The sequence below is a fragment of the Pseudomonas sp. ICMP 561 genome (assembly GCF_002699985.1).
Taxonomy (GTDB): Bacteria; Pseudomonadota; Gammaproteobacteria; order Pseudomonadales; family Pseudomonadaceae; genus Aquipseudomonas; species Aquipseudomonas quasicaspiana.
On record NZ_LKBT01000034.1, the window covers coordinates 342,006 to 366,887 of the forward strand.

The 24,882-nt window shown below is 58.1% G+C and carries 21 protein-coding genes; 13 read left to right on the forward strand and 8 right to left on the reverse strand.

Going from position 1 to position 24,882, the window contains the following annotated elements:
- The first annotated feature begins 10 nt into the window (after window positions 1-10).
- Window positions 11-655, forward strand: a complete 645-nt coding sequence (locus AO242_RS21510) for a LysE family translocator (RefSeq protein WP_099270282.1) — start codon at window positions 11-13, stop codon at window positions 653-655.
- 296 nt (window positions 656-951) lie between these two features.
- Here AO242_RS21510 and AO242_RS30410 read toward each other — a convergent pair whose 3' ends face one another.
- Both AO242_RS30410 and AO242_RS21520 read right to left on the reverse strand, forming a co-directional pair.
- A complete protein-coding gene (locus tag AO242_RS30410; protein ID WP_099270283.1) occupies window positions 952-2,928 on the reverse strand; it encodes a methyl-accepting chemotaxis protein in 1,977 nt (658 codons plus the stop codon).
- A 195-nt stretch (window positions 2,929-3,123) separates the two neighbouring features.
- Entirely contained in the window at window positions 3,124-4,047 is a 924-nt protein-coding gene (locus tag AO242_RS21520; protein WP_099270284.1) for a LysR substrate-binding domain-containing protein, read from the reverse strand.
- 157 nt (window positions 4,048-4,204) lie between these two features.
- Here AO242_RS21520 and AO242_RS21525 point away from each other — a divergent pair, with 157 nt between their 5' ends.
- A complete protein-coding gene (locus AO242_RS21525; RefSeq protein ID WP_099270285.1) occupies window positions 4,205-5,587 on the forward strand; it encodes a NorM family multidrug efflux MATE transporter in 1,383 nt (460 codons plus the stop codon).
- Window positions 5,588-6,057: 470 nt separating this feature from the next.
- Here AO242_RS21525 and AO242_RS21530 read toward each other — a convergent pair whose 3' ends face one another.
- Complete coding sequence (locus AO242_RS21530; RefSeq protein ID WP_099270286.1) at window positions 6,058-7,728, reverse strand: putative bifunctional diguanylate cyclase/phosphodiesterase; 1,671 nt, start codon at window positions 7,726-7,728, stop codon at window positions 6,058-6,060.
- Between the two features lie 215 nt (window positions 7,729-7,943).
- Between AO242_RS21530 and rep the strand changes: the two genes are divergently transcribed.
- Window positions 7,944-9,953: a DNA helicase Rep gene (gene rep / locus AO242_RS21535; RefSeq protein ID WP_099270287.1), complete on the forward strand. Its 2,010-nt coding sequence runs from the start codon at window positions 7,944-7,946 to the stop codon at window positions 9,951-9,953.
- A 44-nt stretch (window positions 9,954-9,997) separates the two neighbouring features.
- Window positions 9,998-10,567, forward strand: coding sequence for a xanthine phosphoribosyltransferase (locus AO242_RS21540; protein WP_099270288.1), 570 nt, complete (start codon window positions 9,998-10,000; stop codon window positions 10,565-10,567).
- Window positions 10,568-10,671: 104 nt separating this feature from the next.
- Here the strand turns inward: AO242_RS21540 and radC are convergent, their stop codons facing one another.
- Entirely contained in the window at window positions 10,672-11,346 is a 675-nt protein-coding gene (radC, locus tag AO242_RS21545) for a RadC family protein (RefSeq protein ID WP_027899858.1), read from the reverse strand.
- A gap of 132 nt (window positions 11,347-11,478) precedes the next feature.
- Between radC and coaBC the strand changes: the two genes are divergently transcribed.
- The 4 genes from coaBC to argB all read left to right on the forward strand — a co-directional run bounded on the left by coaBC (window position 11,479) and on the right by argB (window position 16,779).
- Window positions 11,479-12,687, forward strand: coding sequence for a bifunctional phosphopantothenoylcysteine decarboxylase/phosphopantothenate--cysteine ligase CoaBC (gene coaBC, locus AO242_RS21550; RefSeq protein ID WP_099270289.1), 1,209 nt, complete (start codon window positions 11,479-11,481; stop codon window positions 12,685-12,687).
- Between the two features lie 6 nt (window positions 12,688-12,693).
- Complete coding sequence (dut, locus tag AO242_RS21555; RefSeq protein WP_095093254.1) at window positions 12,694-13,149, forward strand: dUTP diphosphatase; 456 nt, start codon at window positions 12,694-12,696, stop codon at window positions 13,147-13,149.
- Between the two features lie 98 nt (window positions 13,150-13,247).
- On the forward strand, window positions 13,248-15,845 hold the full coding sequence (locus tag AO242_RS29980) for a phosphomannomutase/phosphoglucomutase (RefSeq protein WP_176560678.1): 2,598 nt from the start codon (window positions 13,248-13,250) through the stop codon (window positions 15,843-15,845).
- A 28-nt stretch (window positions 15,846-15,873) separates the two neighbouring features.
- On the forward strand, window positions 15,874-16,779 hold the full coding sequence (gene argB, locus AO242_RS21565) for an acetylglutamate kinase (RefSeq protein ID WP_027899861.1): 906 nt from the start codon (window positions 15,874-15,876) through the stop codon (window positions 16,777-16,779).
- A 279-nt stretch (window positions 16,780-17,058) separates the two neighbouring features.
- Here the strand turns inward: argB and AO242_RS21570 are convergent, their stop codons facing one another.
- Both AO242_RS21570 and pyrE read right to left on the reverse strand, forming a co-directional pair.
- On the reverse strand, window positions 17,059-17,661 hold the full coding sequence (locus tag AO242_RS21570) for a DUF4124 domain-containing protein (RefSeq protein WP_099270290.1): 603 nt from the start codon (window positions 17,659-17,661) through the stop codon (window positions 17,059-17,061).
- 48 nt (window positions 17,662-17,709) lie between these two features.
- Window positions 17,710-18,351, reverse strand: a complete 642-nt coding sequence (gene pyrE / locus AO242_RS21575) for an orotate phosphoribosyltransferase (protein WP_099270291.1) — start codon at window positions 18,349-18,351, stop codon at window positions 17,710-17,712.
- Between the two features lie 82 nt (window positions 18,352-18,433).
- Here pyrE and AO242_RS21580 point away from each other — a divergent pair, with 82 nt between their 5' ends.
- The gene (locus AO242_RS21580) at window positions 18,434-19,213 is read left to right on the forward strand and encodes an exodeoxyribonuclease III (protein WP_027899864.1); all 780 of its coding nucleotides are present in this window, start codon (window positions 18,434-18,436) and stop codon (window positions 19,211-19,213) included.
- 180 nt (window positions 19,214-19,393) lie between these two features.
- Here AO242_RS21580 and AO242_RS21585 read toward each other — a convergent pair whose 3' ends face one another.
- Together AO242_RS21585 and rph are read right to left on the reverse strand one after the other, a co-directional pair.
- Complete coding sequence (locus tag AO242_RS21585) at window positions 19,394-19,762, reverse strand: DUF4870 domain-containing protein (protein ID WP_099270292.1); 369 nt, start codon at window positions 19,760-19,762, stop codon at window positions 19,394-19,396.
- 25 nt (window positions 19,763-19,787) lie between these two features.
- Complete coding sequence (gene rph, locus AO242_RS21590) at window positions 19,788-20,510, reverse strand: ribonuclease PH (RefSeq protein ID WP_027900043.1); 723 nt, start codon at window positions 20,508-20,510, stop codon at window positions 19,788-19,790.
- 286 nt (window positions 20,511-20,796) lie between these two features.
- Here rph and AO242_RS21595 point away from each other — a divergent pair, with 286 nt between their 5' ends.
- The 4 genes from AO242_RS21595 to spoT all read left to right on the forward strand — a co-directional run bounded on the left by AO242_RS21595 (window position 20,797) and on the right by spoT (window position 24,871).
- On the forward strand, window positions 20,797-21,660 hold the full coding sequence (locus AO242_RS21595; protein ID WP_099270293.1) for a YicC/YloC family endoribonuclease: 864 nt from the start codon (window positions 20,797-20,799) through the stop codon (window positions 21,658-21,660).
- A 13-nt stretch (window positions 21,661-21,673) separates the two neighbouring features.
- Window positions 21,674-22,294 (forward strand): guanylate kinase, encoded by a 621-nt coding sequence (gene gmk / locus AO242_RS21600; protein ID WP_099270294.1) that lies wholly within the window; start codon window positions 21,674-21,676, stop codon window positions 22,292-22,294.
- A 147-nt stretch (window positions 22,295-22,441) separates the two neighbouring features.
- Window positions 22,442-22,705, forward strand: a complete 264-nt coding sequence (gene rpoZ, locus AO242_RS21605; RefSeq protein ID WP_002551500.1) for a DNA-directed RNA polymerase subunit omega — start codon at window positions 22,442-22,444, stop codon at window positions 22,703-22,705.
- 60 nt (window positions 22,706-22,765) lie between these two features.
- A complete protein-coding gene (gene spoT, locus AO242_RS21610) occupies window positions 22,766-24,871 on the forward strand; it encodes a bifunctional GTP diphosphokinase/guanosine-3',5'-bis pyrophosphate 3'-pyrophosphohydrolase (protein ID WP_099270295.1) in 2,106 nt (701 codons plus the stop codon).
- Window positions 24,872-24,882: the final 11 nt, after the last annotated feature.

The following is a 24,882-nucleotide window of genomic DNA, read 5'->3' on the forward strand; positions in this document are numbered from 1 at the left end:
AAACATCCAGATGGAATTCAACAACGGCTTCCTGCTCAGCCTCTCGCTGTGCTTGGAAATTGGCCTGGCCAATATGGCGATGATCAATATCGCCATGCAGCGCGGTTTCGCTCAGGGTGTCTGGCTGGGGCTGGGCACCTGTGTTGGCGATTTGATTTACGCCGTGCTGGCGATGATGGGCATGGCAGTGTTGTTGCAATTCGAGGCGGTGCGCTGGGTGCTGTGGATTGGTGGCTCGCTGGTGCTCTGTTTCCTGAGCGTGAAAATGTTGCTCAGTGCTTTCAAGACTGACGGGACGATGCAGCAGAGCGGTGAGCAATGGGGCAAGACCAATCTGGCGCTGTTCTCCAAGGGCGTCATGCTGGCGATGTCTTCGCCCAGCGCCATTCTGTGGTTTGCCGCTGTGGGCGGCGCGATCATTGCGCGTCAGGGGCATGACGTGGCGAGCGCGGGTCTGTTCCTGTCAGGCTTTTTTGCGGCGGGTCTGCTGTGGACGATTTCACTGTGCGCGGTGGCCTGGCAAGGCGGTCGGCTCATCGGCGAGAAGCTGATGAAGTACACCTACATTGCGTCGGCGCTGATCTTTGCTTACTTCGCGGTGTATGTAGTGGTCAGTGGGTATGTGGAGTTTGTCGGGGCTCCGGTTGGTCTGTAGGGCCAACATGCACTCCCTTGCATTGAAATGCAGCTGCCCCGGTGTTGATGGCACCGCGCTGTCGCGCAGCAAACATAGGGCCTGTAGGAGCTGCCGAAGGCTGCGATCGCGGTGTATCAGGACAAATGCTTCCCAGCCTTCGGCAGCTCCTACAGAAAATGCATTTCAATCCAGTGGTTTGCATGGTGCTCGTGCGCTCCTACAGTTCTATGTTTGCAGCGCGAAAGCATGGTGTCAGCAAAACCGACCTTCAATAAAAAACGCCCCGAAGGGCGTTTTTGTTTATCACTTAACCCTCAACGAAACCGGTCAACCTCGGTGCGCAAATCAGCGGCCAGGGTGTTCAGTTCTTCTGCGGTGATAGCCAGGTGCGAGACAACTTCACGTTGTTCGCTGTTGGCCAGGGCAATGCTTTGCAGGTTGCTGCTCAACAAGGTAGCGGTGCTGCTTTGTTCCTGGGTAGCGGTGGTGATTGCGGCGAATTGCTGACCGGCCGAGCGGCTTTGCTCGTCGATCTGTTCAAGCGCGGCAGCCACTTTGGCGTTACGTGCCAGGCCTTCCTGCATCTGGGCATTGCCCTGTTGCATGGTGGAGATGGCGTTGCCGGTCTCTTGCTGGATGCTGGTGATCATCCCGGAGATTTCGTTGGTCGCATCCCGCGTACGGGTTGCCAGGCTACGCACTTCGTCAGCCACCACGGCGAAACCACGGCCTTGTTCGCCAGCCCGTGCCGCTTCGATGGCCGCGTTGAGGGCCAGCAGGTTGGTCTGATCGGCAATCGAGGTAATCACACCGACGATGCTGCCGATTTCCTGAGAGCGTTGCCCCAAGGTATTAATGACCGATGCAGTGCTGTTGATAGAGGCAGCAATCTGCTCCAGGGACGACGAGGCTTCCTGCATCGAGGCGCGACCGATACGGGTCTGCTGAGCGTTTTCCTGAGCCAGACGTTCGGTGTTGCCCATGTTGTCGGCGATGTTCAGCGACGTGGCACTGAATTCTTCGACCGCGCCCGCCATGCTGACGATTTCACCCGATTGCTGTTCCATGCCGCGATAAGCACCGCCGGACAGACCGGACAGCTCATGGGCGCGGCTGCTGACTTGTTGAGCGGCCGTGCGGATGTGAGAAACCATGGTCGACAGGGCTTCGCCCATCTTGTTGAAGCTGGTTGCCAGTTGGCCAATTTCGTCATGGCTGCTGATGTTCAGGCGCACGCTCAAATCACCGGCACCCAGTGCTTCGGCCTGACGCACCAGCTCAGACAGCGGACGCAGTTTGCTGCGCAGCAGCCAGATGGCGGAGCCCACGGCAATCAACATCGCCAACAGGCTGCCGATGGCCAGTTGCGTACCGACGTTCCAGGTCACGGCGCTGATTTCGTCTTTGGGCATGTTCGCCAGAACGGTCCACGGCCCACCGCTGAAGGGTTGGGCAACGCTATAGAAATCCTCGCTGGTATCGCTCCAGTACTGCCCTTTACCCGGCTGCTTGCCTAAATCAGCGACCGCTTTGCCCGCCTGCTCAAGTGCCTGCACGCCTGCTGGCGGCACCAGCCAGCGGTTCTGATCATCGAGCAGGGCCAGAGAGCCGGTTTTGCCGATGCGGAAGTTTTTCAGGTTTTCGAACTGGGTTTTCTCTGCGTCGGTGTAATCGAAGCCGACGAACAACACCGCAATGACTTTGCCGGAGCTGTCTTTCACGGGGGTGTATTGCGTCATGTAGGAGCGCTCGAACAGCACGGCTTTACCGACGTAGCCCTGACCTGACATCAAGCGGTCGTATGCAGGGTGCTTGCGGTCGAGCATTGTGCCGATGGCTCTGCTGCCATCCTGCTTGGTCAGCGAGGTGCTGATGCGGATGAACTCGTCGCCGCTGCGCACGAAGACCGTCGCCACGCCTTCAGTCAGTTGACGGAACTCGTCAACTTCCTTGAAGTTGTTGTTCAGCGCGTGGTCTCCCAGGATCAGGCTGGGTGTCTGTGTCCCGGCGACTGTAATCGGTTGGTCCGCCTGAACGGTAAGGCCACTGGCGAAACGCTTTTCAAACAACCCGCTCAGACGCTGGGTGCTGACCCGCAGTGTGCTGTGAAACGTGTTGAGCTGGTCGGCCAGCAAGCGAGCCTCACTCGACATGTGCTCTTCACGAATGACGAGGTTGGCGGAGTCCAGCGAGCGCAACGCGAAGACGGTACTGCCGGAGATGACAACAGCCAGAATAACGGCCAGAGCAATACCGAGTTGCGAAGCAATTCGTGCACGGGGCTTGGACATGACGGCTCCTGGCCGAACGGAGGGTCTTGAGTGACCTCTAATAGCCGTTCAGCTGAATGTAATTAAGTGAAGGTAGCCTTGGTTGTACAGAATTTGTACAAAGGGGCGTCGATTCTAACATCGGCCCAGGACTTCAATACTTGAGTATGGTTCCCGGAATTAGCCGACTAGTTTACGGCATGTGTCGCAATGCCACTATCCCTTGAGGATTTGCACCTCAGGCAATTCCATGGCGTTGACCTCGCTTTGCAGGAAATCCCCTAACCGGCGCAGGCGTTCGCTGCCGGGCCGGGTTCTTGGCCAGACCAGGTAATAATCTTCGCCGCTATAAACAGCGGTACGCCACGGCAGACTCAAACGATTCTGGGCAACATCTTCGGCGACCATGAGCAGGTCCCCCATGGAGACGCCATAGCCGCGGGCGGCGGCAATCATGCCGAGTTCCAGCGTGTCGAACACCTGTCCGCCTTTGAGTGACACGTGTTCTGATAAGCCCGTGCGCTCAAGCCAACTGCGCCAGTCCCTGCGGTCTGGCGTCGGGTGCAGCAATTCTGCGCTGGCCAGGCGTTGGATATCCCAAGGCTGATCGTCGACCAGATTCGGCGCTCCGACCGGAATCAGCAATTCCGGGAACAAGCGTATTGCCTCCCACTCAGCGGGGAGATGGCCACGACTGAGCAGCACGGCGCAGTCGAACGGCTCGTGACTGAAGTCCACCACATCTATTTCCATCCACGCACTGGTCAACTGCACTTCGTTGCCTGCCTGCAGGTGGCGAAAGCGACTGAGCCGCGCCAATAGCCAGCGCATGGTCAGGGTTGGCGGCGCTTTCATGCGCAAGATCCCTTCATCGACGGAGAGCGTGTTGCAGGCGCGTTCCAGTGAAGAGAAGCCATCGCGCACGCCGGGCAACAAGGTCCGCGCGGCTTCGGTCAGCTGGATGTTGCGCCCGATGCGCTGAAACAGTCGGCAGGCAAAGTGTTCTTCAAGGGTGCGAATGTGTCGACTGACCGCACTTTGGGTGATCGACAGTTCTTCGGCTGCCCGTGTGAATGAGCTGTGCCTCGCCGCCGCTTCAAATGCGCGCAATGCATAAAGAGGAGGAAGACTGCGAGGCATTCAGAACGCTCCTACCGTGGGGGACGGCGATTTTAGCTAAAAAACTAACAGATGAGTTTTACTCATGCTAACGATCTTTATTATCCCTTTGTGCTCGCCCCCTTAAGTACCGAGAATGGGCGGCTCATAACTGCCCCCTGAAATCGAGCGTCGCGCCATGCAACAACCTGCCATCAAAGAACTCTGGATCATCCTGCGCCTCGCCGGGCCGCTGATCGCTTCACAGATGGCGCACATGGTCATGGTTTTCACCGACACGGTGATGATGGGCCACATTGGCCCGGAAGCCTTGGCGGGCGGCGGTTTGGGCGCGGCCACTTACAACTTTATTTCGTTCTTCTGTGTCGGGGTCATGGCCGCTGTCGGTACGCTGGTCGCCATCCGTCATGGTGCAGGAGACAGCAAAGGCGCCGCGCAACTGGTTCAGGCCGGTGTATGGCTGGCGTGGGGCATGGCATTGATCGCCATGCTGATCCTGTGGAACCTCGAGCCAATCCTCCTGCACTTCGGCCAGACCGAATCCAATGTGCATATGGCTGGTCAGTTTTTGATCACCTTGCCGCTGGCGCTACCCGGCTTGCTGACGTTCATGGCCTTGCGCGGTTTTACCAGTGCGTTGGGGCGTGCAGGCCCGGTCATGGCAATCAGCGTGGGTGGCGCGATTGCCAATTTCGTCCTCAACTACGCCCTTATCCATCAGATGTTCGGGCTGCCCAATCTGGGCCTGATGGGTATTGGCCTGGTTACTGCGGTGGTCACCAATGGTATGGCGTTGATTCTCGCCCTGCATATCCGTCGCCATCCGGCCTACGCGGCCTACCCGATCCGCGAAGGTTTCTGGCAGCTGTCGCGCAGTCATCTCAAAGAGCTGTGGAAGCTGGGCTTGCCCATTGGCGGGACCTACGCGGTTGAGGTTGGTCTGTTTACTTTTGCGGCGTTTTGCATGGGTGCGATGGGCAGTGCGCAAATGGCGGCGCACCAGATCGCCCTGCAGTCGGTGTCGATGGCGTTCATGATTCCGGTGGGGATTTCCTACGCAGTGACCATGCGCATTGGTCTGCACTATGGCGCGGGCAATCTGCTGCTGGCTCGCACTGCCGGGCGTGCGGGGATTATCTTTGGCTCATTGGTCATGCTGATGTTCGGCATGCTGTTCTGGCTGGCGCCGCATCTGGTGATCGGGCTCTTCCTTGATATCAAGGATCCGAAATTCGCCGAGATTGTCGAGCTGACGGTCAAGCTGCTGGCGATTGCCGCCTGGTTTGAAATTCTGGACGGCGCGCAAACCATCGCCATGGGCGCGATCCGTGGCTTCAAGGATGCGCGCACCACCTTCCTTATCGGGCTGGCCAGTTACTGGCTAGTGGCGGCCCCGGCGGCGTGGATATTTGGTTTCTACACCAACCACGGTGCCGAGGGCGTCTGGTGGGGGCTGGCGTTGGGGCTGCTGTGCTCAGCGATTGCGCTGACCTTTGCCTTCGAGAGGAAGACTTCGAAGTTGCTGCGCCGGGAAGCTGCGGCGGTGCCGGTGATGGGGTGAGGATGTGTGATGTTGTCTGCTACCGCTGTAATGGACCAAACAGACAACACTTAAAACTCTAAACTCACACGGAACCTGTGGGACCGAATTCATTCGGGAAGGCGGTATTTCAGGCGATACAGTGGCTGCGGAAGTACCGGCCCTTTTGTGAATGAATTCGCTTGTACAGGCGATCGCCGAATCTGTAGGAGCGCGCTTGCCCGCGATTCAGGCACTGCGGTGGGTCAGGTATAACCGCGTTATCGTTCTTCGCGGGCAAGCACCGCTCCCACATAGACCGAGCTATTCCGTAGGACCGGCCGGGTGGCGTTCCGCTTTAGCCGGGAGGACGCCAGAACATTCACCGAACCTTCTTAGCCCGAAATACCGCTCTCCCGGCTAAAGCCGGTCCTACGGGATTGAAGGCCACCATAGAATCTCCCACCGGTATTTGAACTTGCAGTCCAATCCGGCGACAGGTAGCCCGGAAATCAAACCCGGCTCAACGCCTCCGGCGCTTGCTTATCCCGCTTCAGGTACTTGATCAACTCCGGCAGCGGCAGCGGTTTGCTGATCAGGTAACCCTGAACCTGATCACAGCCGAAACCGCGTAACAGCGCCAGCTGCTGAGCGGTTTCGACACCTTCGGCCACCACTTCAAGGCTCAGGTTGTGAGCCAGGTTGATCATGGCGTGGACCAGCTTGCGATTTTCTTCGCGCTGTTCCATCTCGCCGACGAAGCTTTTATCGATCTTCAGCAGCGCGATTGGCAGGTTGTTGAGGTGCACGAACGACGAAAACCCTGTGCCGAAATCATCCAGTGAGAAGCGGACCCCCAGGCGTCCAAGCGCATCCATGGTTTGTTTGACCAGATCGCTGCGGCGCATAACGGCAGTTTCAGTCAGTTCGAATTCCAGCCATTGCGCATCAATGCCCCGCTCGGCAATCAATCGGCCTAATGTCGTCAGCAGCTGGTTGTCCTGAAACTGGCGGAATGACAGGTTAATCGCCATGTGCAGTTGCGGCAGGCCATTTTCCAGCAACCCCTGCATATCGCGCAGAGCCCGGGATATCACCCAGTAGCCCAATGGCACGATCAGCCCGCTTTGTTCCGCCAGCGGCACGAACTCGCTGGGTGGCAGCAAGCCTCGCTCCAGGTGTCGCCAGCGGACCAGCGCTTCGAGGCCGACGATGCGGCCGCTGGTCAGGCAGAGCCGCGGTTGGTAGTGCAACTCCAGCTCATCGCGTCGCAACGCGCGGCGCAACTCGCCTTCCAGATCGGCGAGGCTACGGGCGTTGCGATTGAGCCGGTCGTTGAAGATATGAAAGGTGCAGCCCTGAATGCCTTTGGCTTGCTGCATCGCGATATGTGCATGCCACATCAGCGGATCAGCGCCTGCTTCTGCGCGGGAATGAGCGATCCCCAGGCTGCAGCCGATGAGCAGACTTTCGCCGTCAACCCAGTAAGGCTCGGACAAGGCTTCGGTGATGCGTTCGGCCATCCACTCGGCGCGCTCCGGTGCGCGGCGGGTATCGATCAGCAGTGCAAATTCATCGCTGCCCAGTCGGGCAATCTGATCGCCGACTTCCATCTGTCCTTTGAGTCGCGCCACCACCTGCAAAATCAGGCGGTCTCCGGCTTGATGGCCCAGTGCATCGTTGGCGCGGCGGAAGTTATCCAGATCCAGATGGCCCAGCGCCAGGCCACGACCGTCGTTGTCCAGCAGGCGCGCTGCCAGCAGGGTCTGGAAACCCTGGCGGTTGGCGATGCCGGTCAGTGTGTCTTGCTCGGCCAGGCGTTGCAGGGTGTTTTCCAGCAGCGCGCGCTCGCCCACGTGGCGCAGGCAGTTGCGCAGTGCTGCGGGCGTCATTTCGCTGCGAATCAACCAGTCACTGGCACCAAGCGGCGCGATCAGTGGCTCTTCTTCAAGCAGCATGACCACCGGCAGGTTGCAGCGGCCGGGCGGAGGCTGGAGCTCTGGAGTGGTCAGTAATACCGTATGGTGGTCATCAACCAGTGCGGCGTTAATATCGTTCCAGTGCGAAAAGAACAACGGATTTGCCTGATTCTGCTCTTGCGTGAGGCAACTGCGAAGCAATACCAGCCATTCCGGCTCGTGGGCCAGCACTAACAACCGCAAGGGTTGGACAGGCGTAGGCAAGCTAGCTCCCTAGACTCGAAAAGAGACAAACAGAAGGCCCGGAATAAGGGGCAAAACAGAGCGTTAGTTCAGCATTCGGATAAGCAAATGTAACAAAACCAAAAAAATTAGATAGCAGCGGGCGATATAAGACCTCACTCATTGGCAGACGGTCGCTGCACAATCGCCATAGCCTGCTAAAATGCCCGCCCATTTCGTTAGTGACTCTTTTTTTCATGTCCCGACTCAATCCTCGGCAACAAGAAGCCGTGAACTACGTCGGCGGCCCTCTTTTGGTGCTCGCCGGTGCAGGCTCCGGCAAGACCAGCGTGATCACTCGCAAGATCGCCCATCTGATCCAGAATTGCGGTATCCGCGCTCAGTACATCGTCGCCATGACCTTTACCAACAAGGCCGCCCGGGAGATGAAGGAGCGGGTGGGTACCCTGCTGCGCGCTGGCGAAGGTCGCGGCTTGACCGTATCGACGTTTCACAACCTGGGGCTGAACGTCATCCGCAAGGAACACGCACGGCTGGGGTACAAGCCGGGCTTCTCGATCTTCGACGAGACCGACGTTAAAGCCCTGATGACCGACATCATGCAGAAGGAATACTCGGGCGACGACGGCGTCGACGAGATCAAGAACATGATCGGCTCCTGGAAAAACGACCTGATCCTGCCTGCGCAAGCGCTGGAAGAAGCCCGCAACCCCAAGGAACAGACCGCTGCCATCGTTTACACCCACTATCAGCGCACGCTCAAGGCGTACAACGCAGTGGACTTCGACGACCTGATTCTGTTGCCGGTAAAGCTGTTTCAGGAACATGCCGACATTCTGGAGAAGTGGCAGAACAAGGTCCGCTATCTGTTGGTGGACGAATATCAGGACACCAACGCCAGCCAGTATCTGCTGGTGAAGCTGCTGATCGGCATGCGCAATCAGTTCACCGTGGTAGGCGACGACGACCAGTCGATCTATGCCTGGCGCGGGGCGCGTCCGGAAAACCTGATGTTGCTCAAGGAAGACTACCCGTCGCTGAAGGTGGTCATGCTGGAGCAGAACTACCGCTCGACGAGCCGTATCTTGCGCTGCGCCAACGTACTCATCTCCAACAACCCTCACGAGTTCGAAAAGCAGCTGTGGAGTGAGATGGGGCACGGCGATGAAATTCGCGTGATTCGTTGCCGCAACGAAGACGCCGAAGCCGAGCGCGTCGCCGTGGAAATTCTCAGCCTGCACTTGCGTACTGATCGGCCTTACAGCGATTTTGCGATCCTCTATCGCGGTAACTATCAGGCCAAGCTGATCGAGTTGAAGTTGCAGCATCACCAGGTGCCGTATCGCCTGTCCGGCGGTAACAGCTTCTTCGGACGTCAGGAAGTTAAAGACCTGATGGCCTACTTCCGCTTGCTGGTTAACCCGGATGACGACAACGCCTTCCTGCGGGTGATCAACGTGCCGCGTCGGGAAATCGGCTCCACTACCCTGGAAAAGCTCGGCAATTACGCCACCGAGCGAAAAATTTCGATGTACGCCGCCACCGACGAAATCGGCCTGGGCGAGCATCTGGACAGCCGTTACACCGACCGCTTGCAGCGCTTCAAGCGCTGGATGGACGGCGTACGTCAGCAGTGCGCGCAGAACGATCCGATTGCCGCGCTGCGCAGCATGGTCATGGACATTGATTACGAGAACTGGCTGCGCCAGAACAGCTCCAGCGACAAGGCTGCCGACTACCGCATGGGCAACGTCTGGTTCTTGATCGAGGCGTTGAAAAACACCCTCGAGAAAGACGAAGAAGGTGAAATGACCATCGAAGAAGCCATCGGCAAGCTGGTCTTGCGTGACATGCTCGAGCGTCAGCAGGAAGAAGAGGACGGCGCGGAAGGCGTGCAGATGATGACTCTGCATGCTTCCAAAGGCCTGGAGTTTCCGTACGTGTTCATCATGGGCATGGAAGAGGAAATTCTCCCTCACCGCTCCAGTATCGAAGCCGATACCATCGAGGAAGAGCGCCGTCTGGCTTACGTGGGCATCACCCGTGCGCGTCAGACCCTGGCGTTTACCTTTGCTGCCAAGCGCAAGCAGTACGGTGAGATCATCGACTGCTCGCCAAGCCGCTTCCTTGATGAACTGCCGCCCGACGACCTGGCCTGGGAAGGCAATGACGACACCCCGACCGAAGTGAAGGCAGTGCGCGGCAATACCGCATTGGCGGACATCCGCGCGATGTTGAAAAAGTAATTCCTACTATTGATTGCGCAGATTCGCGCACCCGAGGAAGCAACGTGGAAGCATTGCATCAGAAGATTCGCGCAGAAGGCATCGTACTTTCCGATCAGGTATTGAAAGTCGACGCTTTTCTCAATCATCAGATCGACCCGGTGCTGATGCAGCAGATTGGCGACGAGTTTGCGGCGCTGTTCGCGGATTCGGGCGTGACCAAGATCGTTACCATTGAGGCCTCAGGTATTGCGCCTGCGGTGATGACCGGTTTGAAACTGGGTGTGCCGGTGATTTTCGCCCGCAAGCATCAGTCGCTGACCCTGACCGAAAACCTGCTGCTGGCCACGGTGTATTCGTTCACCAAACAGACCGAAAGCACGGTAGCGATCTCGCCTCGTCATCTCAACAGCAGCGATAACGTGCTGATCATTGATGACTTTCTGGCTAACGGAAAAGCGTCTCAGGCGCTGATTTCCATCATCAAGCAAGCAGGCGCAACGGTCGCCGGGCTGGGCATCGTGATCGAGAAGTCCTTCCAGGGCGGCCGCGCCGAACTGGACGCGCAGGGTTATCGTGTCGAGTCGCTGGCGCGGGTTAAATCCCTGGCGGATGGGGTTGTAACGTTTGTGTAGGACCGGCTTCAGCCGGGAGGGCAGTATTTCTTGCGATACAAATGCATCGTCTATACCGACGCTCTCCCGGCTAAAGCCGGTCCTACGGAAGTTGTGCTTCTTCCCTACATCAACCCACACTCCACCATCGAAAGCGGGTCACCGTCGCCGATGATCAGGTGATCCAGCACTTTCACGTCGATCAGCCACAACGCATCGCGCAAGCGTTTGGTCAGGTCGATATCGGCCTGGCTGGCGTCGGTCACGCCCGAGGGGTGGTTGTGGCAGAGGATCAGGCTGGCTGAGTTGTGGGCCAGGGCGCGCTTTACCACTTGCCGGGGATGTACGTGGGCGCTGTTGATCGAACCGTGGAACAGGATTTCGAAAGCCTGAACCCGATGCTTGTTGTCCAGAAACAGGCAGCCAAACACTTCATGAGGTTCATGACGCAACAGCGCCTTGAGGTAGTTGCGCACCTGTTCCGGGCTTTCCAGCGCAGAATCGCGCCTCAGGCTTTCCGCCATGTGCCGCCGAGCCATTTCCATGACGGCCTGCAACTGCGCGAATTTGGCAGGCCCAAGCCCCAGATGTGAGCTGAACATGGTCAGGTCAGCATCCAGTAACGGTCGCAGCCCACCGAATTGATTCAACAGGTAACGGGCGAGGTCTACAGCGCTTTTTCCGGCCACACCGGTACGCAGGAAAATAGCCAGCAGCTCTGCGTCGGACAGGCTCGCCGAACCCAGCTCCAGTAGCCGCTCACGCGGGCGTTCGGCCTCAGGCCAGTTGCGAATACTCATACCACCTCCATGTGTGTGGGGACCGCTGTTCCAGCACGGTCGCTGTGCTATCTTAGCCCATCTTTTTTGCGCGGCGATCGGCCTGGGAAACGCCCATCGCCGCCGCGTACCACTCGACTAAAAGGCAGGCCTATGCAGCGGCTGTATCGGAAACGCATCGTTCTTGGCGTTGGCGGCGGTATCGCGGCCTACAAGAGCGCAGAACTGGTAAGACGCTTGCGTGACCAGGGTGCTGAAGTGCGTGTCGTCATGACCCGAGGTGGTGCCGAGTTCATCACTCCGCTGACCATGCAGGCCCTTTCCGGGCATCCGGTTCATCTGGATTTGCTAGACCCGGCCGCAGAAGCGGCGATGGGGCATATCGAGCTGGCCAAATGGGCCGATCTGATCCTGATTGCACCCGGCACCGCAGACCTTATTGCGCGTTTGGCACAAGGTATTGCCAACGATTTGCTGACCACGATTGTTCTGGCGACCGACGCCATTGTGGCCGTTGCCCCGGCGATGAATCAGGCCATGTGGCGCGACGCTTCCGTGCAGGCCAATACCCGCCTGCTGGAAGAGCGTGATTTCCGCATCTTCGGCCCTGCTTCCGGCAGTCAGGCCTGTGGCGATGTCGGCTTCGGGCGCATGCTTGAACCCGATGATCTGGCCCAGTCCGCCGCCGATTGCTTCCAGCGTCTGTCTTTGACCGGCAAGCACGTGCTGATTACGGCCGGTCCGACCCAGGAAAACATCGATCCGGTGCGTTACATCACCAATCACAGCTCCGGCAAAATGGGTTTTGCCCTGGCCGAGGCCGCGATCGAGGCTGGCGCACGCGTCACGCTGATCACCGGCCCGGTTAACCTGCCGACGCCGGATCGCGTATCGCGCATCGATGTTGTCAGCGCCCGGGACATGTTGGCCGCCTGTGAGGCCGCGATCCCCTGCGATTTGTTCATCGCCTCCGCAGCGGTCGCGGATTACCGCCCTGAGGTGGTTGCCCCGCACAAACTCAAGAAGGATCCGTCCACGGGTGACGGCCTGTTGCTGCAGATGGTCCGTAACCCGGACATTCTGGCCACCATCGCTACCCGCCCGGATCGCCCGTTCAGTGTTGGCTTTGCCGCTGAAACTGAACACTTGCTCGACTATGCTGCACGCAAGCTCAAGGACAAGAACCTTGATCTGATCGTCGCCAACGATGTTGCCAACCCCAGCATCGGCTTCAACAGCGAAGAGAATGCTTGCAGCGTGATCGACCGCGCGCTGCATGCAACGATTTTTGCCCAGACCAGCAAGGGCAAGATTGCCCGCCAGCTGATCACTTTTATCGCCGAACGAATGAACCAGGTTTAATTACGAATGCACGCTCTACAAGCCAAGATCCTCGACCCTCGCATTGGCAGCGAATTTCCTTTGCCGGCCTATGCCACTGTTGGCTCCGCCGGGCTCGACCTGCGCGCCATGCTCAAAGAGGACACTGTCCTGGAGCCAGGCCAGACGCTGTTGATCCCGACCGGCCTGTCGATCTACATCGGTGATCCAGGGTTGGCGGCATTGATTCTGCCGCGCTCCGGTCTTGGTCACAAACACGGTATTGTTCTGGGTAACCTGGTGGGTCTGATCGACTCCGATTACCAGGGCGAACTGATGGTCTCCTGCTGGAATCGGGGGCAGACCGCTTTCAATATTTCCATCGGCGAGCGCATTGCCCAACTGGTGCTGGTACCGGTGGTGCAAGCGCATTTCGAGCTGGTTGAAGAGTTCGATGAAAGCCAACGTGGTGCTGGCGGTTTCGGTCACTCAGGCAGCCACTGACCTTTGAGCCGATGACTGGGTGCCGGGCAGCCTGGGGCTGTTGCGGCATCGAGTGAGTGACTGTCCAGCTTCAGGATGAATGACCGGGGAGCGTTCAGGTGCAAGGCAGCCAACAGCATGCAACATCCGACACCCAGCCTCCGGCGCCAGGTCTGGCTGTGCTGGTTCCGGGCATTTTTCCTGCGCTGATCGCGCTGATCATTGCCAGCGCTCTGGTCTATCTCGCCCTGACCAGCAATCCTCAGGGGCGTCAGCACCTTGAGCAAGCCTGGGGCGGTAGTCAGGCTTCGGCAATGGGGCGGGCTCTCAAGCAAATCGTTGCCGAGACTCAGGCGGCGGCCCGGGATCCTGCACTCCTTCAGGCTTTGCAAAGCGGTAACCCTGCTCTCATCGACGAAGCGCAAAACCGGCTGCGCTTTCGCGATGGCGTACTGGGCGCACGTCTCAACCCTCCAGGTATGTCTGAAGTGGGCAGCCAGGGTGCGTTGCCTGTCAGTTTCTCCACGCTGGACATGCTCAACAAAGTGACTCGCGGCGAGGAGCCTGTGCCCGAGGCTCGCGCAGTCGGCGAGCGCTGGATGATCTACAGCGCCGCGCCGCTGCGTCCTGATCCCTCTGCACCGGTCAGCGGCACGCTATTGCTGGCCTTTGATCCGCAACGATTGCTCGATGCGCTTCCCGTCATGCCTGAATCGACGGGCAAGATTCGTTTGATTCAGCAGTTTGGTAATGGTCCAGAGCAGGTTTTGCTGCAGCGCGGCGAAGCGGATGGCGCCAAACCACAACGGCTGGAAACGGGCTATGCGAACTGGAAGCTGGAGTTCACACCCGGCCCGGCGCTGGACTCCTCACCTCCCTGGCTATTGCTGACGCTGGCGGCACTCGTCGCTCTAGCCGGTGTTTTGCTGGGGCTTTACCTCAATGAAAGGGCTCTGCAACGGGCCATTTGCGCCGATGTCCGACAACTTGATCAGCTGCTTCAAGAACTCTCTCGCGGAAAAGCCGTCAAACCCTTCGGTTTGGGCCTGCCTGTCCTCAATGGGCTGGCTAGACGTCTTGCCTGTTTTTCACCTTCCCTTCAACAACCGGTAACGGAAATCGTTGATAAGAAGGATGGGTCAGGCTCGGCTCCTGGCTCCAAGATGACCGACTTAAAGACACGCAGTGCTTCAGCATCGGCTTCACACGTCGCCCCTGGTGACGACTGGACCGATCCGCTGTTTCAAGATACCGACATTCTCGATATCGACATCCTCGACGAAAACCAGGACTTCCTGAGATCGGAGCACCCCCCAGTTATGAGCAGTCCAGCATCTGTGGCACCAAAATTTCCTGACGATATCTTCCGCGCCTATGACATCCGCGGCATCGTGGGTGACACCCTCAGCGCCGAAACGGCGTATTGGATTGGTCGCGCCATTGGCTCCGAAAGCCTGGCCCAGAACGAGCCCAACGTCAGCGTTGGCCGCGATGGACGCCTTTCCGGCCCCGAGTTGGTCCAGCAACTGATTCAAGGTCTGCACGACAGCGGTTGTCACGTCAGTGATGTTGGCCTGGTGCCAACACCTGCCTTGTACTACGCGGCCAACGTGTTGGCGGGCAAGACCGGTGTGATGCTGACCGGCAGCCACAACCCCAAGGATTACAACGGTTTCAAAATCGTTATCGCTGGCGACACCCTGGCCAACGAGCAGATCCAGGCGCTGCACGAGCGCATTAAGACGGGCAATCTGACTTCGGCCAAAGGCAGCATCACTAAAGTCGACATCCTTGATCGCTACTTCAAGCAGATCAAAGAAGACATCGTCATGGCCCGCAAGATGAAAGTGGTTGTGGACTGCGGCAACGGCGCTGCCGGTGTCATCGCCCCGCAACTCATCGAAGCGCTGGGCTGCGAAGTGATTTCGCTGTTTGCTGAAGTGGACGGCAACTTCCCGAACCATCACCCGGATCCGGGCAAGCTGGAAAACCTTCAGGACCTGATCGCGAAGGTTAAAGAAACCGGCGCTGATCTGGGCCTGGCGTTCGACGGCGACGGCGACCGTGTGGGCGTTGTCACCAACAAAGGCAACGTGGTTTACCCAGACCGTCTGCTGATGCTGTTCGCGCTGGACGTGCTCAAGCGCAATCCGGGTGCCGACATCATTTTCGACGTCAAATGCACCCGTCGTCTGACACCTTTGATTCAGCAGCATGGCGGTCGCCCGGTAATGTGGAAGACCGGTCATTCGTTGATCAAGAAAGAAATGAAGAAAAGCGGCGCGCTGCTCGCGGGCGAAATGAGCGGCCACATCTTCTTCAAAGAGCGTTGGTTCGGTTTTGACGACGGCATCTACAGCGCTGCGCGCCTGCTGGAAATCCTCAGTCAGGAGTCGCAATCGGCTGAAGACCTGTTCGAGACCTTCCCGAACGACATTTCGACGCCTGAAATCAACATCAAAGTGACTGACACCACCAAGTTCAGCATCATAGAAGCTCTGGAGAAAGATGCTCAGTGGGGCGATGCCAAGCTGACCACCATTGACGGCGTGCGAGTGGACTATCCGAAGGGCTGGGGTCTGGTGCGCGCTTCCAACACAACACCGGTACTGGTGCTGCGTTTTGAAGCCGAAACCGAAGCCGAGCTGCAACGTATCAAGGATGTGTTCCACGCCGAACTGAAAAAGGTTGCGCCGGACCTTCAACTTCCGTTCTGATTGTTTTTTCCTTTGACTGGAGCCTTGAATGACCCTCGAACGTGATTCCGCCGCCAACATCGCCAAAGTATTGTCCGAAGCGCTCCCCTACATTCGCCGCTTTGTGGGCAAGACGCTGGTGATCAAGTACGGCGGTAACGCCATGGAGAGCGACGAGCTGAAAACCGGCTTTGCGCGCGATATCGTGTTGATGAAGGCAGTTGGCATCAACCCGGTGGTGGTTCACGGCGGGGGACCTCAGATCGGCGATCTGCTCAAGCGATTGTCGATCGAGAGTCACTTCATCGATGGTATGCGCGTCACTGATGCGGAAACCATGGATGTGGTGGAAATGGTTCTGGGTGGCCAGGTCAACAAGGACATCGTCAATCTGATCAACCGTCACGGCGGCAGCGCCATCGGTCTGACCGGTAAAGACGCCGAGCTGATTCGCGCCAAGCGTCTGACCGTTACACGTCAGACGCCGGAAATGACCAAGCCTGAAATCATCGATATCGGCCACGTCGGCGAAGTAGTCGGTATCAACACCGACTTGCTGAACATGCTGGTAAAAGGCGATTTCATCCCGGTCATCGCGCCCATTGGCGTGGGCGCAGACGGCGAGTCCTACAACATCAACGCCGATCTGGTGGCGGGCAAAGTCGCTGAAGCCCTCAAGGCTGAAAAGCTGATGCTGCTGACCAACATTGCCGGCCTGATGGACAAGCAAGGCCAGGTACTGACCGGCTTGACCACCGAGCAAGTCAACGGCCTGATCGCCGATGGCACGATCTACGGCGGCATGCTGCCGAAGATCAAATGCGCGCTGGAAGCGGTGCAAGGCGGCGTGACCACCTCGCACATCATTGACGGTCGTGTACCAAATGCCGTGCTGCTGGAAATCTTCACCGACACGGGTGTGGGTACTCTGATCAGCAATCGCAAGCGTCACTGATCACGCGTAACGTTTCACGAAAGCCCTGCCGGTTTCCGGTGGGGTTTTTTTATGGCTGTTATCGCTTGCTGTCGGACAACATGCAAACTACTGGATTGAAATGCATTTTCTGTAGGAGCTGCCGAAGGCTGCGAAGCATTTCTGCTGATACATCGCGATCGCAGCCTTCGGCAGCTCCTACAGGCCCATGTTTGCCGAGACAGCGCGGTGCTATCGACACTTGGGCATCTCTCAATGAATACATCCACTACTTCAGCTTATTGAGTGTGAGCTGGAAACTCAGGGCGCTGTCAGTCGCTGAATCCGGGCGCGATCTTGTGTAAACGCTGCCTCGGCCTGGGCGCGAGCTTGTTGATAGCGCTGTATATTCAGGTCGAGGTCATGTTGCTGGTCGCGAAGATCGCCCATCTGGTCAATCAGTGATTGAGGCACCGGTTTGCCGGCCCGCTCCAGATCCGCCGCCTGTCCCTGTAACGACGCCTGCTGCGTGTCCAGGCCTTTGAGATTGCCTTGCGCCAGGGCAATCAAGGCATCCAGTTCGGAAAGTTTGCGGGCCTTGGCGCGATCGACATCTTCGACATTGCTGTAAAGATTGAGCAATTGCGCGTCTGCGCTTGCCTGGGCCTTTTTCGCCTGGGCCTGATGGACCTCATCGGCGGTTGGCGGGGGCGGCACCACCTGCACGACGCGGCCTTGGGCATTGAGGACCTCATAACCCTTGGCAACGTACTCGGGTGGTACACCCTGACGATCCAGCACCGTCACGCCGCGGCTATCAACATAGCGATAGAGCAACGGCTGCGGGGCGTCAGCAGCCTGGATCGCTGCAAACGGACTGATTACAAGGGACAGCAGCAAGCAAACCAAGCGTGGCTTAGTCATTCAAACATCCCTGATATCTCAATCCGAATGGCGACGGACATGACGCTCCTAGATCCCGAACTGCGCCCGATACGCCTCAACAGCAGGCAGGTGCTGTTTGAGTTGCGGATCGTCGGCCAGGAACTCCAGCACCTGATTCAGCGAGACGATGCTGACGACCGGGATCCCGAAATCGCGTTCCACTTCCTGAATGGCCGACAGCTCGCCATTGCCGCGCTCCTGACGGTTGAGTGCAATCAGCACGCCCGCCGCAGTTGCTTCCTGGCCTTTGATGATCTGCATGACTTCGCGAATTGCGGTGCCTGCGGTGATCACGTCGTCGATGATCAGCACATTGCCGGTCAGTGGTGCGCCGACCAGACTGCCGCCTTCACCGTGATCCTTGGCCTCTTTGCGATTGAAGCACCAAGGCAAATCGCGCCCGTGATGTTCAGCCAAAGCCACGGCTGTTGTGGCTGCCAGAGGAATCCCCTTATAGGCTGGGCCAAACAGTACGTCGAAGGAAATACCACTCTCGACCACTGCTGCGGCGTAGAAACGACCCAGCTGTGCAAGGGCCGAACCGCTGTTGAACAGGCCAGCATTAAAGAAGTACGGACTGGTGCGACCGGACTTGAGAGTGAACTCACCGAACCGCAAAACTCCACGGTCGATGGCAAAACGAATGAAATCGCGTTGATACGCTTGCATGAAAAAAGCCCCGAATACCACGGATTTAGCTAATTAGGTAGAGCTCGGGTATCATACACGCACGTGATTTTTGGGGCCATTTATGCGGATCATCAGTGTGAACGTAAATGGCATTCAGGCGGCAGTCGAGCGCGGTTTGCTCAGTTGGCTGCAGGCTCAGAATGCCGACGTCATCTGCCTTCAGGACACCCGCGCATCCGCCTTCGAACTGGACGACCCAGCTTATCAGCTGGATGGCTATTTCCTTTACGCGTGCGAAGCTGAAGTTCCGGCCCAAGGTGGCGTGGCGCTTTACTCGCGGCTGCAACCGAAGGCGGTAATCAGCGGCCTTGGCTTTGAAACAGCCGACCGCTACGGGCGTTACCTGCAAGCAGATTTCGACAAAGTCAGTATTGCCACTTTGCTGCTTCCTTCGGGAATGAACGGCGACGAAGACTTGAATCAGAAATTCAAGCTCATGGACGATTTCGGCAAATATCTGGATAAACAACGGCGCAAGCGTCGTGAGTACATCTATTGCGGCTCGTTGTACGTGGCGCAGCAGAAGCTCGACATAAAGAACTGGCGTGACAGCCAGCAATCTCCTGGCTTCCTCGCGCCCGAGCGTGCCTGGATGGACGAGATTGTCGGCACCATGGGTTATGTTGATGCCCTGCGTGAAGTCAGCCGTGAAGGCGATCAGTACAGCTGGTGGCCGGATAGCGAACAGGCAGAGATGCTCAATCTCGGCTGGCGCTTCGACTATCAGTTGCTGACACCGGGCCTGCGACGCTTCGTGCGCAGCGCGCGTCTGCCACGTCAGCCACGCTTCTCGCAGCACGCACCGCTGGTAGTGGATTACGACTGGACGCTAACGATCTAGTATTCACCACCCACAAAAAAGCCGACTTCGTGTCGGCTTTTCTGTTTGAGCCTAAGCTCGCAATCCCCGTAGGACCGGCTTCAGCCGGGAGGGCGTCTCTACATGCAACTCATCTGCTGCGCCAGGCATTACGCTCTCGCGGCTAAAGCCACTCCTACGGATTTCACCTAAGGTTGAGGCCTACTTGATCAGCCGCCATGTAAACGGATACCGATACGCCACGCCTTCATTCGCCTTGATGCCGGCAATGATCGTCAGCACCAGTGCGCCGACGCCTACGAGGCCTATCAGCGCGAAGCCGATGACCAGCAGCATCAGAAAGAAGCACGCGACTATGGCTAGCGAAACCGTGATCTGAAAATTCAGTGCTTCCTTGCCGTGAGCATCAATGAACGGATCGGAATCCTTCTTGAGCTGCCACAGAATCAGCGGGCCCAGCAGGTTGCCGAACGGGAAGATCATGCCGAGGAACGCAGCAAAGTGACAGAACATCGCCCATTGGCGAGCTTCCGAGCTGGGTGCTGGAACGGGTATTTGGCTGTCACTCATATTCGTCTCCTGCTGGCTGCTTTGATCAGTCGGCCAGTGCGGCGGTCTGCAGTTCGAACAGTTCGGTCATGCCTTTTTGCGCCAATGCCAGCATTGCGTTGAGCTCTTCAGGCTGGAACGGAGCGCCTTCGGCAGTGCCCTGAACCTCAATAAAACCACCCGAGCTGGTCATGACCACGTTGAGGTCGGTCTCGGCTGCGGAGTCTTCAAGATAGTCCAGATCAAGAACCGGCTCGCCCTGATACATGCCAACCGAAACGGCGGCGATCATTTGCTTGAGCGGGTCGCCGCCTTTGAGGCCGCCACGTTTCTTGATTACTTTCAGCGCATCAACCAGGGCGACCATGGCGCCAGTGATGGACGCTGTGCGGGTGCCGCCATCAGCCTGGATGACATCGCAATCAACATACAGCGTAACGTCGCCCAGCTTGGACATGTCCAGTGCGGCGCGCAGTGAGCGACCGATCAAGCGCTGGATTTCCAGGGTGCGGCCGCCTTGTTTACCACGGCTGGCTTCGCGCTGGTTACGCTCGCCGGTTGCGCGCGGCAGCATGCCGTATTCTGCGGTCAACCAGCCTTGGCCCTGGCCTTTGAGGAAGCGAGGTACGCCATTTTCGACGCTGACCGTGCAGATCACTTTGGTGTCACCGAACTCGACCAGCACAGAACCCTCGGCGTGCTTGGTGTAGTTGCGGGTGATGCGGATCGAGCGGAGCTGATCGGCGGCGCGACCACTTGGACGTTTCATCTGGATACCTGTACTGAGACGGAAAACTGCCGAGCATTATAGAGGCGCAAGTCGGCGCTGGGCACATCTAAAACCATTGGATACCAAACCGTTGGGCTGGCAGGGCTCTGATTCAGGCGTTTGCCCGGTTGAGCAAATGCCATGCATCGCATGTCGCATTAGTGGATTGGGGGCAGGGGTCGCACTGCGCTACAATCCTGCGCCTTTACAGACTGCCGTTTTTTCGTGACATCCAGTCATCGCGGATCGCGGCCTATTCTGTTCACCGAATTACAGAGGTATTCCCATGGTCCACAGCATGACGGCTTTTGCCCGGGTCGAACGGGCCAGTACTCAGGGCACACTGAGCTGGGAGCTACGCTCGGTGAATCATCGCTATCTGGAGCCGCATCTGCGTCTGCCGGAGTCCTTTCGCGACCTGGAAAGTGCCATCCGTGAAGCGCTACGCCAGGGCCTGTCCCGCGGCAAGGTGGAATGCACGCTGCGTTTCGTTGAAGAAACCGCTGGCAAGCCGCTGCAGGTTGATCGCGAACGCGCCGGTCAGTTGGTTGCTGCGGCGGAAATCGTTGCCAGCCTGATCAAGCAGCCTGCTGCCTTGAATCCCCTGGAAGTACTGGCCTGGCCTGGCGTTCTGGTGGGTGATGCTGTTGACCCGCAAGCCCTCAACAAAGAAGCCCTGACGCTGTTTAATGAGGCCTTGGCCGAGTTGAAAAACGGCCGCGGTCGCGAAGGTGCCGATCTGGCCAAGCTGCTCAACGAGCGTCTGGACTCTATCACCACCGAGGTTTCGACCCTGAAAAGTCTGGTGCCGCAGATGCTGGCGACCCAGCGTCAGAAGGTGCTGGATCGCTTCGCCGACATGAAGGCCGAGCTTGATCCGCAGCGCCTTGAGCAGGAAATGGTTCTGCTGGCCCAGAAAAGCGATGTGGCCGAAGAACTTGATCGCCTCAATACCCATGTGACGGAAGTGCGTCGCGTGCTCAAGGCGGGTGGTCAGGCTGGGCGCCGGCTGGATTTTCTGATGCAGGAACTCAACCGCGAGGCCAATACCCTCGGCTCCAAAGCTTTCGATCCGCGCAGTACCCAGGCTGCGGTCAACCTCAAAGTGTTGATCGAGCAGATGCGCGAACAAGTCCAGAATATTGAGTAAGGCTAATTCCGACATGACACACAGCACCGGCACCCTGTACATCGTTTCCGCACCCTCGGGTGCAGGCAAGACCAGTCTGGTCAATGCCCTGGTCAACGCGCAGCCGCAGATTCGGGTTTCCGTTTCGCACACCACCCGGGCCATGCGTCCGGGCGAAGTCGACGGCGTGAACTATCACTTTGTTGATCGCGCTGAATTTGTGCGCATGATCGAGCACGGTGATTTCCTTGAGCAGGCGGAAGTTTTCGGCAATATGTACGGCACTTCCCAGAGCCGCTTGCAGCAGACCCTGGACGAAGGTCATGACCTGATTCTGGAAATCGACTGGCAGGGTGCCGAGCAGGTACGCAAAGTCATGCCTGATGCGCGCTCGATCTTCATTTTGCCGCCGACCCAACAGGCATTGCGTCAGCGCCTGACCAATCGTGGGACGGATAGCGATGAGATCATCGAGGGGCGGATGCGTGAAGCGGTCAGCGAAATGAGCCATTACGCCGAATACGACTACATCGTGATCAACGATGACTTCGCCTCGGCGCTGGAAGATCTCAAGGCGATTTTCCGGGCCAACCTGTTGACGCAGACCCATCAGCAGCAGCGTTTCAGCGCTCTGCTTGAGCAATTACTGGCCTGAAACAGGGGCTTTGAGCGCCATGGGCGGCGAGCTAAATAATACCGCTCGTGGCTTGGCGCTTGAAGCTTATGGCTTGCAGCTTGTAAACTACCGAGTCCGCTCGCCCATCCGGGCATCGCGCATCCGCATTTGCTACGAGGAATACCCATGGCCCGCGTAACCGTTGAAGACTGCCTAGAACACGTGGATAACCGCTTTGAGCTGGTCATGCTCTCTACAAAGCGTGCCCGTCAACTGGCTACCGGCGGCAAAGAACCAAAGCTGGCGTGGGAAAATGACAAGCCTACCGTTATGGCACTGCGCGAAATCGCAGCCGGCCTGATGGATTACGCTGTAATCGCAGAAGCTGAAATCGTTGAAGATGAACCATTGTTCGCGGCGTTCGAAGACGAGTCCAACGAGGCCGTCTAAGCCTATGCCGTGTCGACGTAGTACGGCGCAGGGTAAAAGTCATTGGCAGGGGGTAGCGCCTTGCCGAGCATAGACGCCCTCGCCGATCGTATTTCGACCTATCTCGGCAAGGAACAGGTAAATCTGGTCCGCCGCGCGTATTTCTACGCCGAGCAAGCCCACGACGGCCAGCGCCGTCGCAGCGGTGAAGCTTACGTCACGCATCCTCTTGCGGTGGCGAACATCCTTGCCGATATGCACATGGACCATCAAAGCCTGATGGCTGCCATGCTGCATGACGTCATTGAAGACACCGGTATAGCCAAAGAGGCGCTTTGCGCGCAGTTCGGCGAGACCGTGGCTGAATTGGTCGACGGGGTCAGCAAGCTGACCCAGATGAATTTCGAGACCAAAGCCGAAGCCCAGGCTGAAAACTTCCAGAAAATGGCCATGGCCATGGCGCGCGATATTCGCGTGATCCTGGTCAAGCTCGCTGACCGCCTGCATAACATGCGTACGCTTGAAGTGTTGTCCGGGGAAAAACGCCGGCGCATCGCCAAGGAAACCCTGGAAATCTATGCACCCATTGCCAATCGGCTGGGTATGCACAGCATCCGTATCGAATTCGAAGACCTCGGCTTCAAGGCCATGTACCCGATGCGCTCCTCGCGGATTGGTCAGGCGGTCAAGCGCGCCCGGGGTAATCGCAAAGAGCTCGTCAACAAGATCGAAGATTCCCTGAGCCATTGCCTGGCGGTGGATGAAATCGAAGGCGAGGTCAGCGGGCGGCAGAAACACCTGTACGGCATCTACAAGAAGATGCGCGGCAAGCGTCGCGCCTTCAATGAAATCATGGATGTCTACGCGTTCCGCATCATCGTCGACAAGGTCGACACCTGCTACCGCGTGCTGGGCGCTGTGCATAATTTGTACAAGCCCCTGCCCGGCCGCTTCAAGGATTACATCGCGATCCCCAAGGCCAACGGCTACCAGTCGTTGCACACCACGTTGTTTGGCATGCATGGCGTGCCCATTGAAATCCAGATCCGCACCCGTGAAATGGAAGAGATGGCCAACAACGGGATCGCTGCGCACTGGCTGTACAAATCCTCGGATGACGAAGTGCCCAAGGGCACCCACGCCCGTGCTCGCCAGTGGGTCAAGGGCGTGCTGGAAATGCAGCAGCGGGCCGGTAACTCTCTGGAATTCATCGAGAGCGTAAAGATCGACCTGTTCCCGGACGAGGTCTATGTCTTCACGCCTAAAGGCCGGATCATGGAGCTGCCTAAAGGCTCCACGGCGGTCGACTTTGCTTATGCCGTCCACACTGATGTGGGCAACAGCTGCATCGCGTGTCGGATCAATCGTCGTCTGGCGCCGCTGTCTGAACCGTTGCAGAGCGGCTCGACTGTGGAGATTGTCAGCGCGCCGGGCGCCCGTCCGAATCCTGCCTGGCTGAACTTCGTGGTCACCGGCAAGGCGCGAACGCACATTCGTCACGCACTCAAGCTGCAGCGTCGCTCCGAGTCCATCAGCCTGGGCGAGCGTCTGCTTAACAAGGTGTTGAACGGCTTCGAAAGCAGTCTGGAAAAAATCCCCGCCGAGCGCGTTCAGCCGGTGCTGGCCGAATACCGGGTCGAGGTCATTGAAGACCTCCTCGAAGATATCGGCCTCGGCAATCGTATGGCGTACGTGGTCGCTCGTCGACTGCTGGGCGAAGGCGATCAGTTGCCTGGCACCGAAGGCCCGCTGGCGATTCGTGGCACAGAAGGCCTGGTGCTCAGTTACGCCAAGTGCTGCACGCCGATCCCGGGCGACCCGATTGTGGGTCATCTATCGGCGGGCAAAGGCATGGTTGTTCACCTGGACAACTGCCGCAATATCAGTGAAATCCGCCATAACCCGGAAAAGTGCATTCAGCTGTCCTGGGCCAAGGACGTTACCGGCGAATTCAATGTCGAATTGCGCGTCGAGCTGGAGCATCAGCGCGGCTTGATCGCCCTGCTGGCCAGCAGCGTCAACGCGGCCGACGGCAATATCGAGAAAATCAGCATGGACGAGCGCGATGGCCGCATCAGCGTCGTCCAGCTGGTGGTCAGTGTGCATGACCGTGTGCACCTTGCCCGAGTCATCCGAAAACTGCGCGCCTTGGCCGGGGTCATTCGAATTACCCGCATGCGTGCGTAGCCAATCATTCA

Bases quoted from the DNA above. Each gene is read 5' to 3' on its own strand.
- AO242_RS21510 (WP_099270282.1), top strand. From the start codon at position 11: ATGGAATTCAACAACGGCTTCCTGCTCAGCCTCTCGCTGTGCTTGGAA.
- AO242_RS30410 (WP_099270283.1), bottom strand. From the start codon at position 2,928: ATGTCCAAGCCCCGTGCACGAATTGCTTCGCAACTCGGTATTGCTCTG.
- AO242_RS21520 (WP_099270284.1), bottom strand. From the start codon at position 4,047: ATGCCTCGCAGTCTTCCTCCTCTTTATGCATTGCGCGCATTTGAAGCG.
- AO242_RS21525 (WP_099270285.1), top strand. From the start codon at position 4,205: ATGCAACAACCTGCCATCAAAGAACTCTGGATCATCCTGCGCCTCGCC.
- rep (WP_099270287.1), top strand. From the start codon at position 7,944: ATGTCCCGACTCAATCCTCGGCAACAAGAAGCCGTGAACTACGTCGGC.
- radC (WP_027899858.1), bottom strand. From the start codon at position 11,346: ATGAGTATTCGCAACTGGCCTGAGGCCGAACGCCCGCGTGAGCGGCTA.
- coaBC (WP_099270289.1), top strand. From the start codon at position 11,479: ATGCAGCGGCTGTATCGGAAACGCATCGTTCTTGGCGTTGGCGGCGGT.
- dut (WP_095093254.1), top strand. From the start codon at position 12,694: ATGCACGCTCTACAAGCCAAGATCCTCGACCCTCGCATTGGCAGCGAA.
- argB (WP_027899861.1), top strand. From the start codon at position 15,874: ATGACCCTCGAACGTGATTCCGCCGCCAACATCGCCAAAGTATTGTCC.
- AO242_RS21570 (WP_099270290.1), bottom strand. From the start codon at position 17,661: ATGACTAAGCCACGCTTGGTTTGCTTGCTGCTGTCCCTTGTAATCAGT.
- pyrE (WP_099270291.1), bottom strand. From the start codon at position 18,351: ATGCAAGCGTATCAACGCGATTTCATTCGTTTTGCCATCGACCGTGGA.
- AO242_RS21580 (WP_027899864.1), top strand. From the start codon at position 18,434: ATGCGGATCATCAGTGTGAACGTAAATGGCATTCAGGCGGCAGTCGAG.
- AO242_RS21585 (WP_099270292.1), bottom strand. From the start codon at position 19,762: ATGAGTGACAGCCAAATACCCGTTCCAGCACCCAGCTCGGAAGCTCGC.
- rph (WP_027900043.1), bottom strand. From the start codon at position 20,510: ATGAAACGTCCAAGTGGTCGCGCCGCCGATCAGCTCCGCTCGATCCGC.
- AO242_RS21595 (WP_099270293.1), top strand. From the start codon at position 20,797: ATGGTCCACAGCATGACGGCTTTTGCCCGGGTCGAACGGGCCAGTACT.
- gmk (WP_099270294.1), top strand. From the start codon at position 21,674: ATGACACACAGCACCGGCACCCTGTACATCGTTTCCGCACCCTCGGGT.
- rpoZ (WP_002551500.1), top strand. From the start codon at position 22,442: ATGGCCCGCGTAACCGTTGAAGACTGCCTAGAACACGTGGATAACCGC.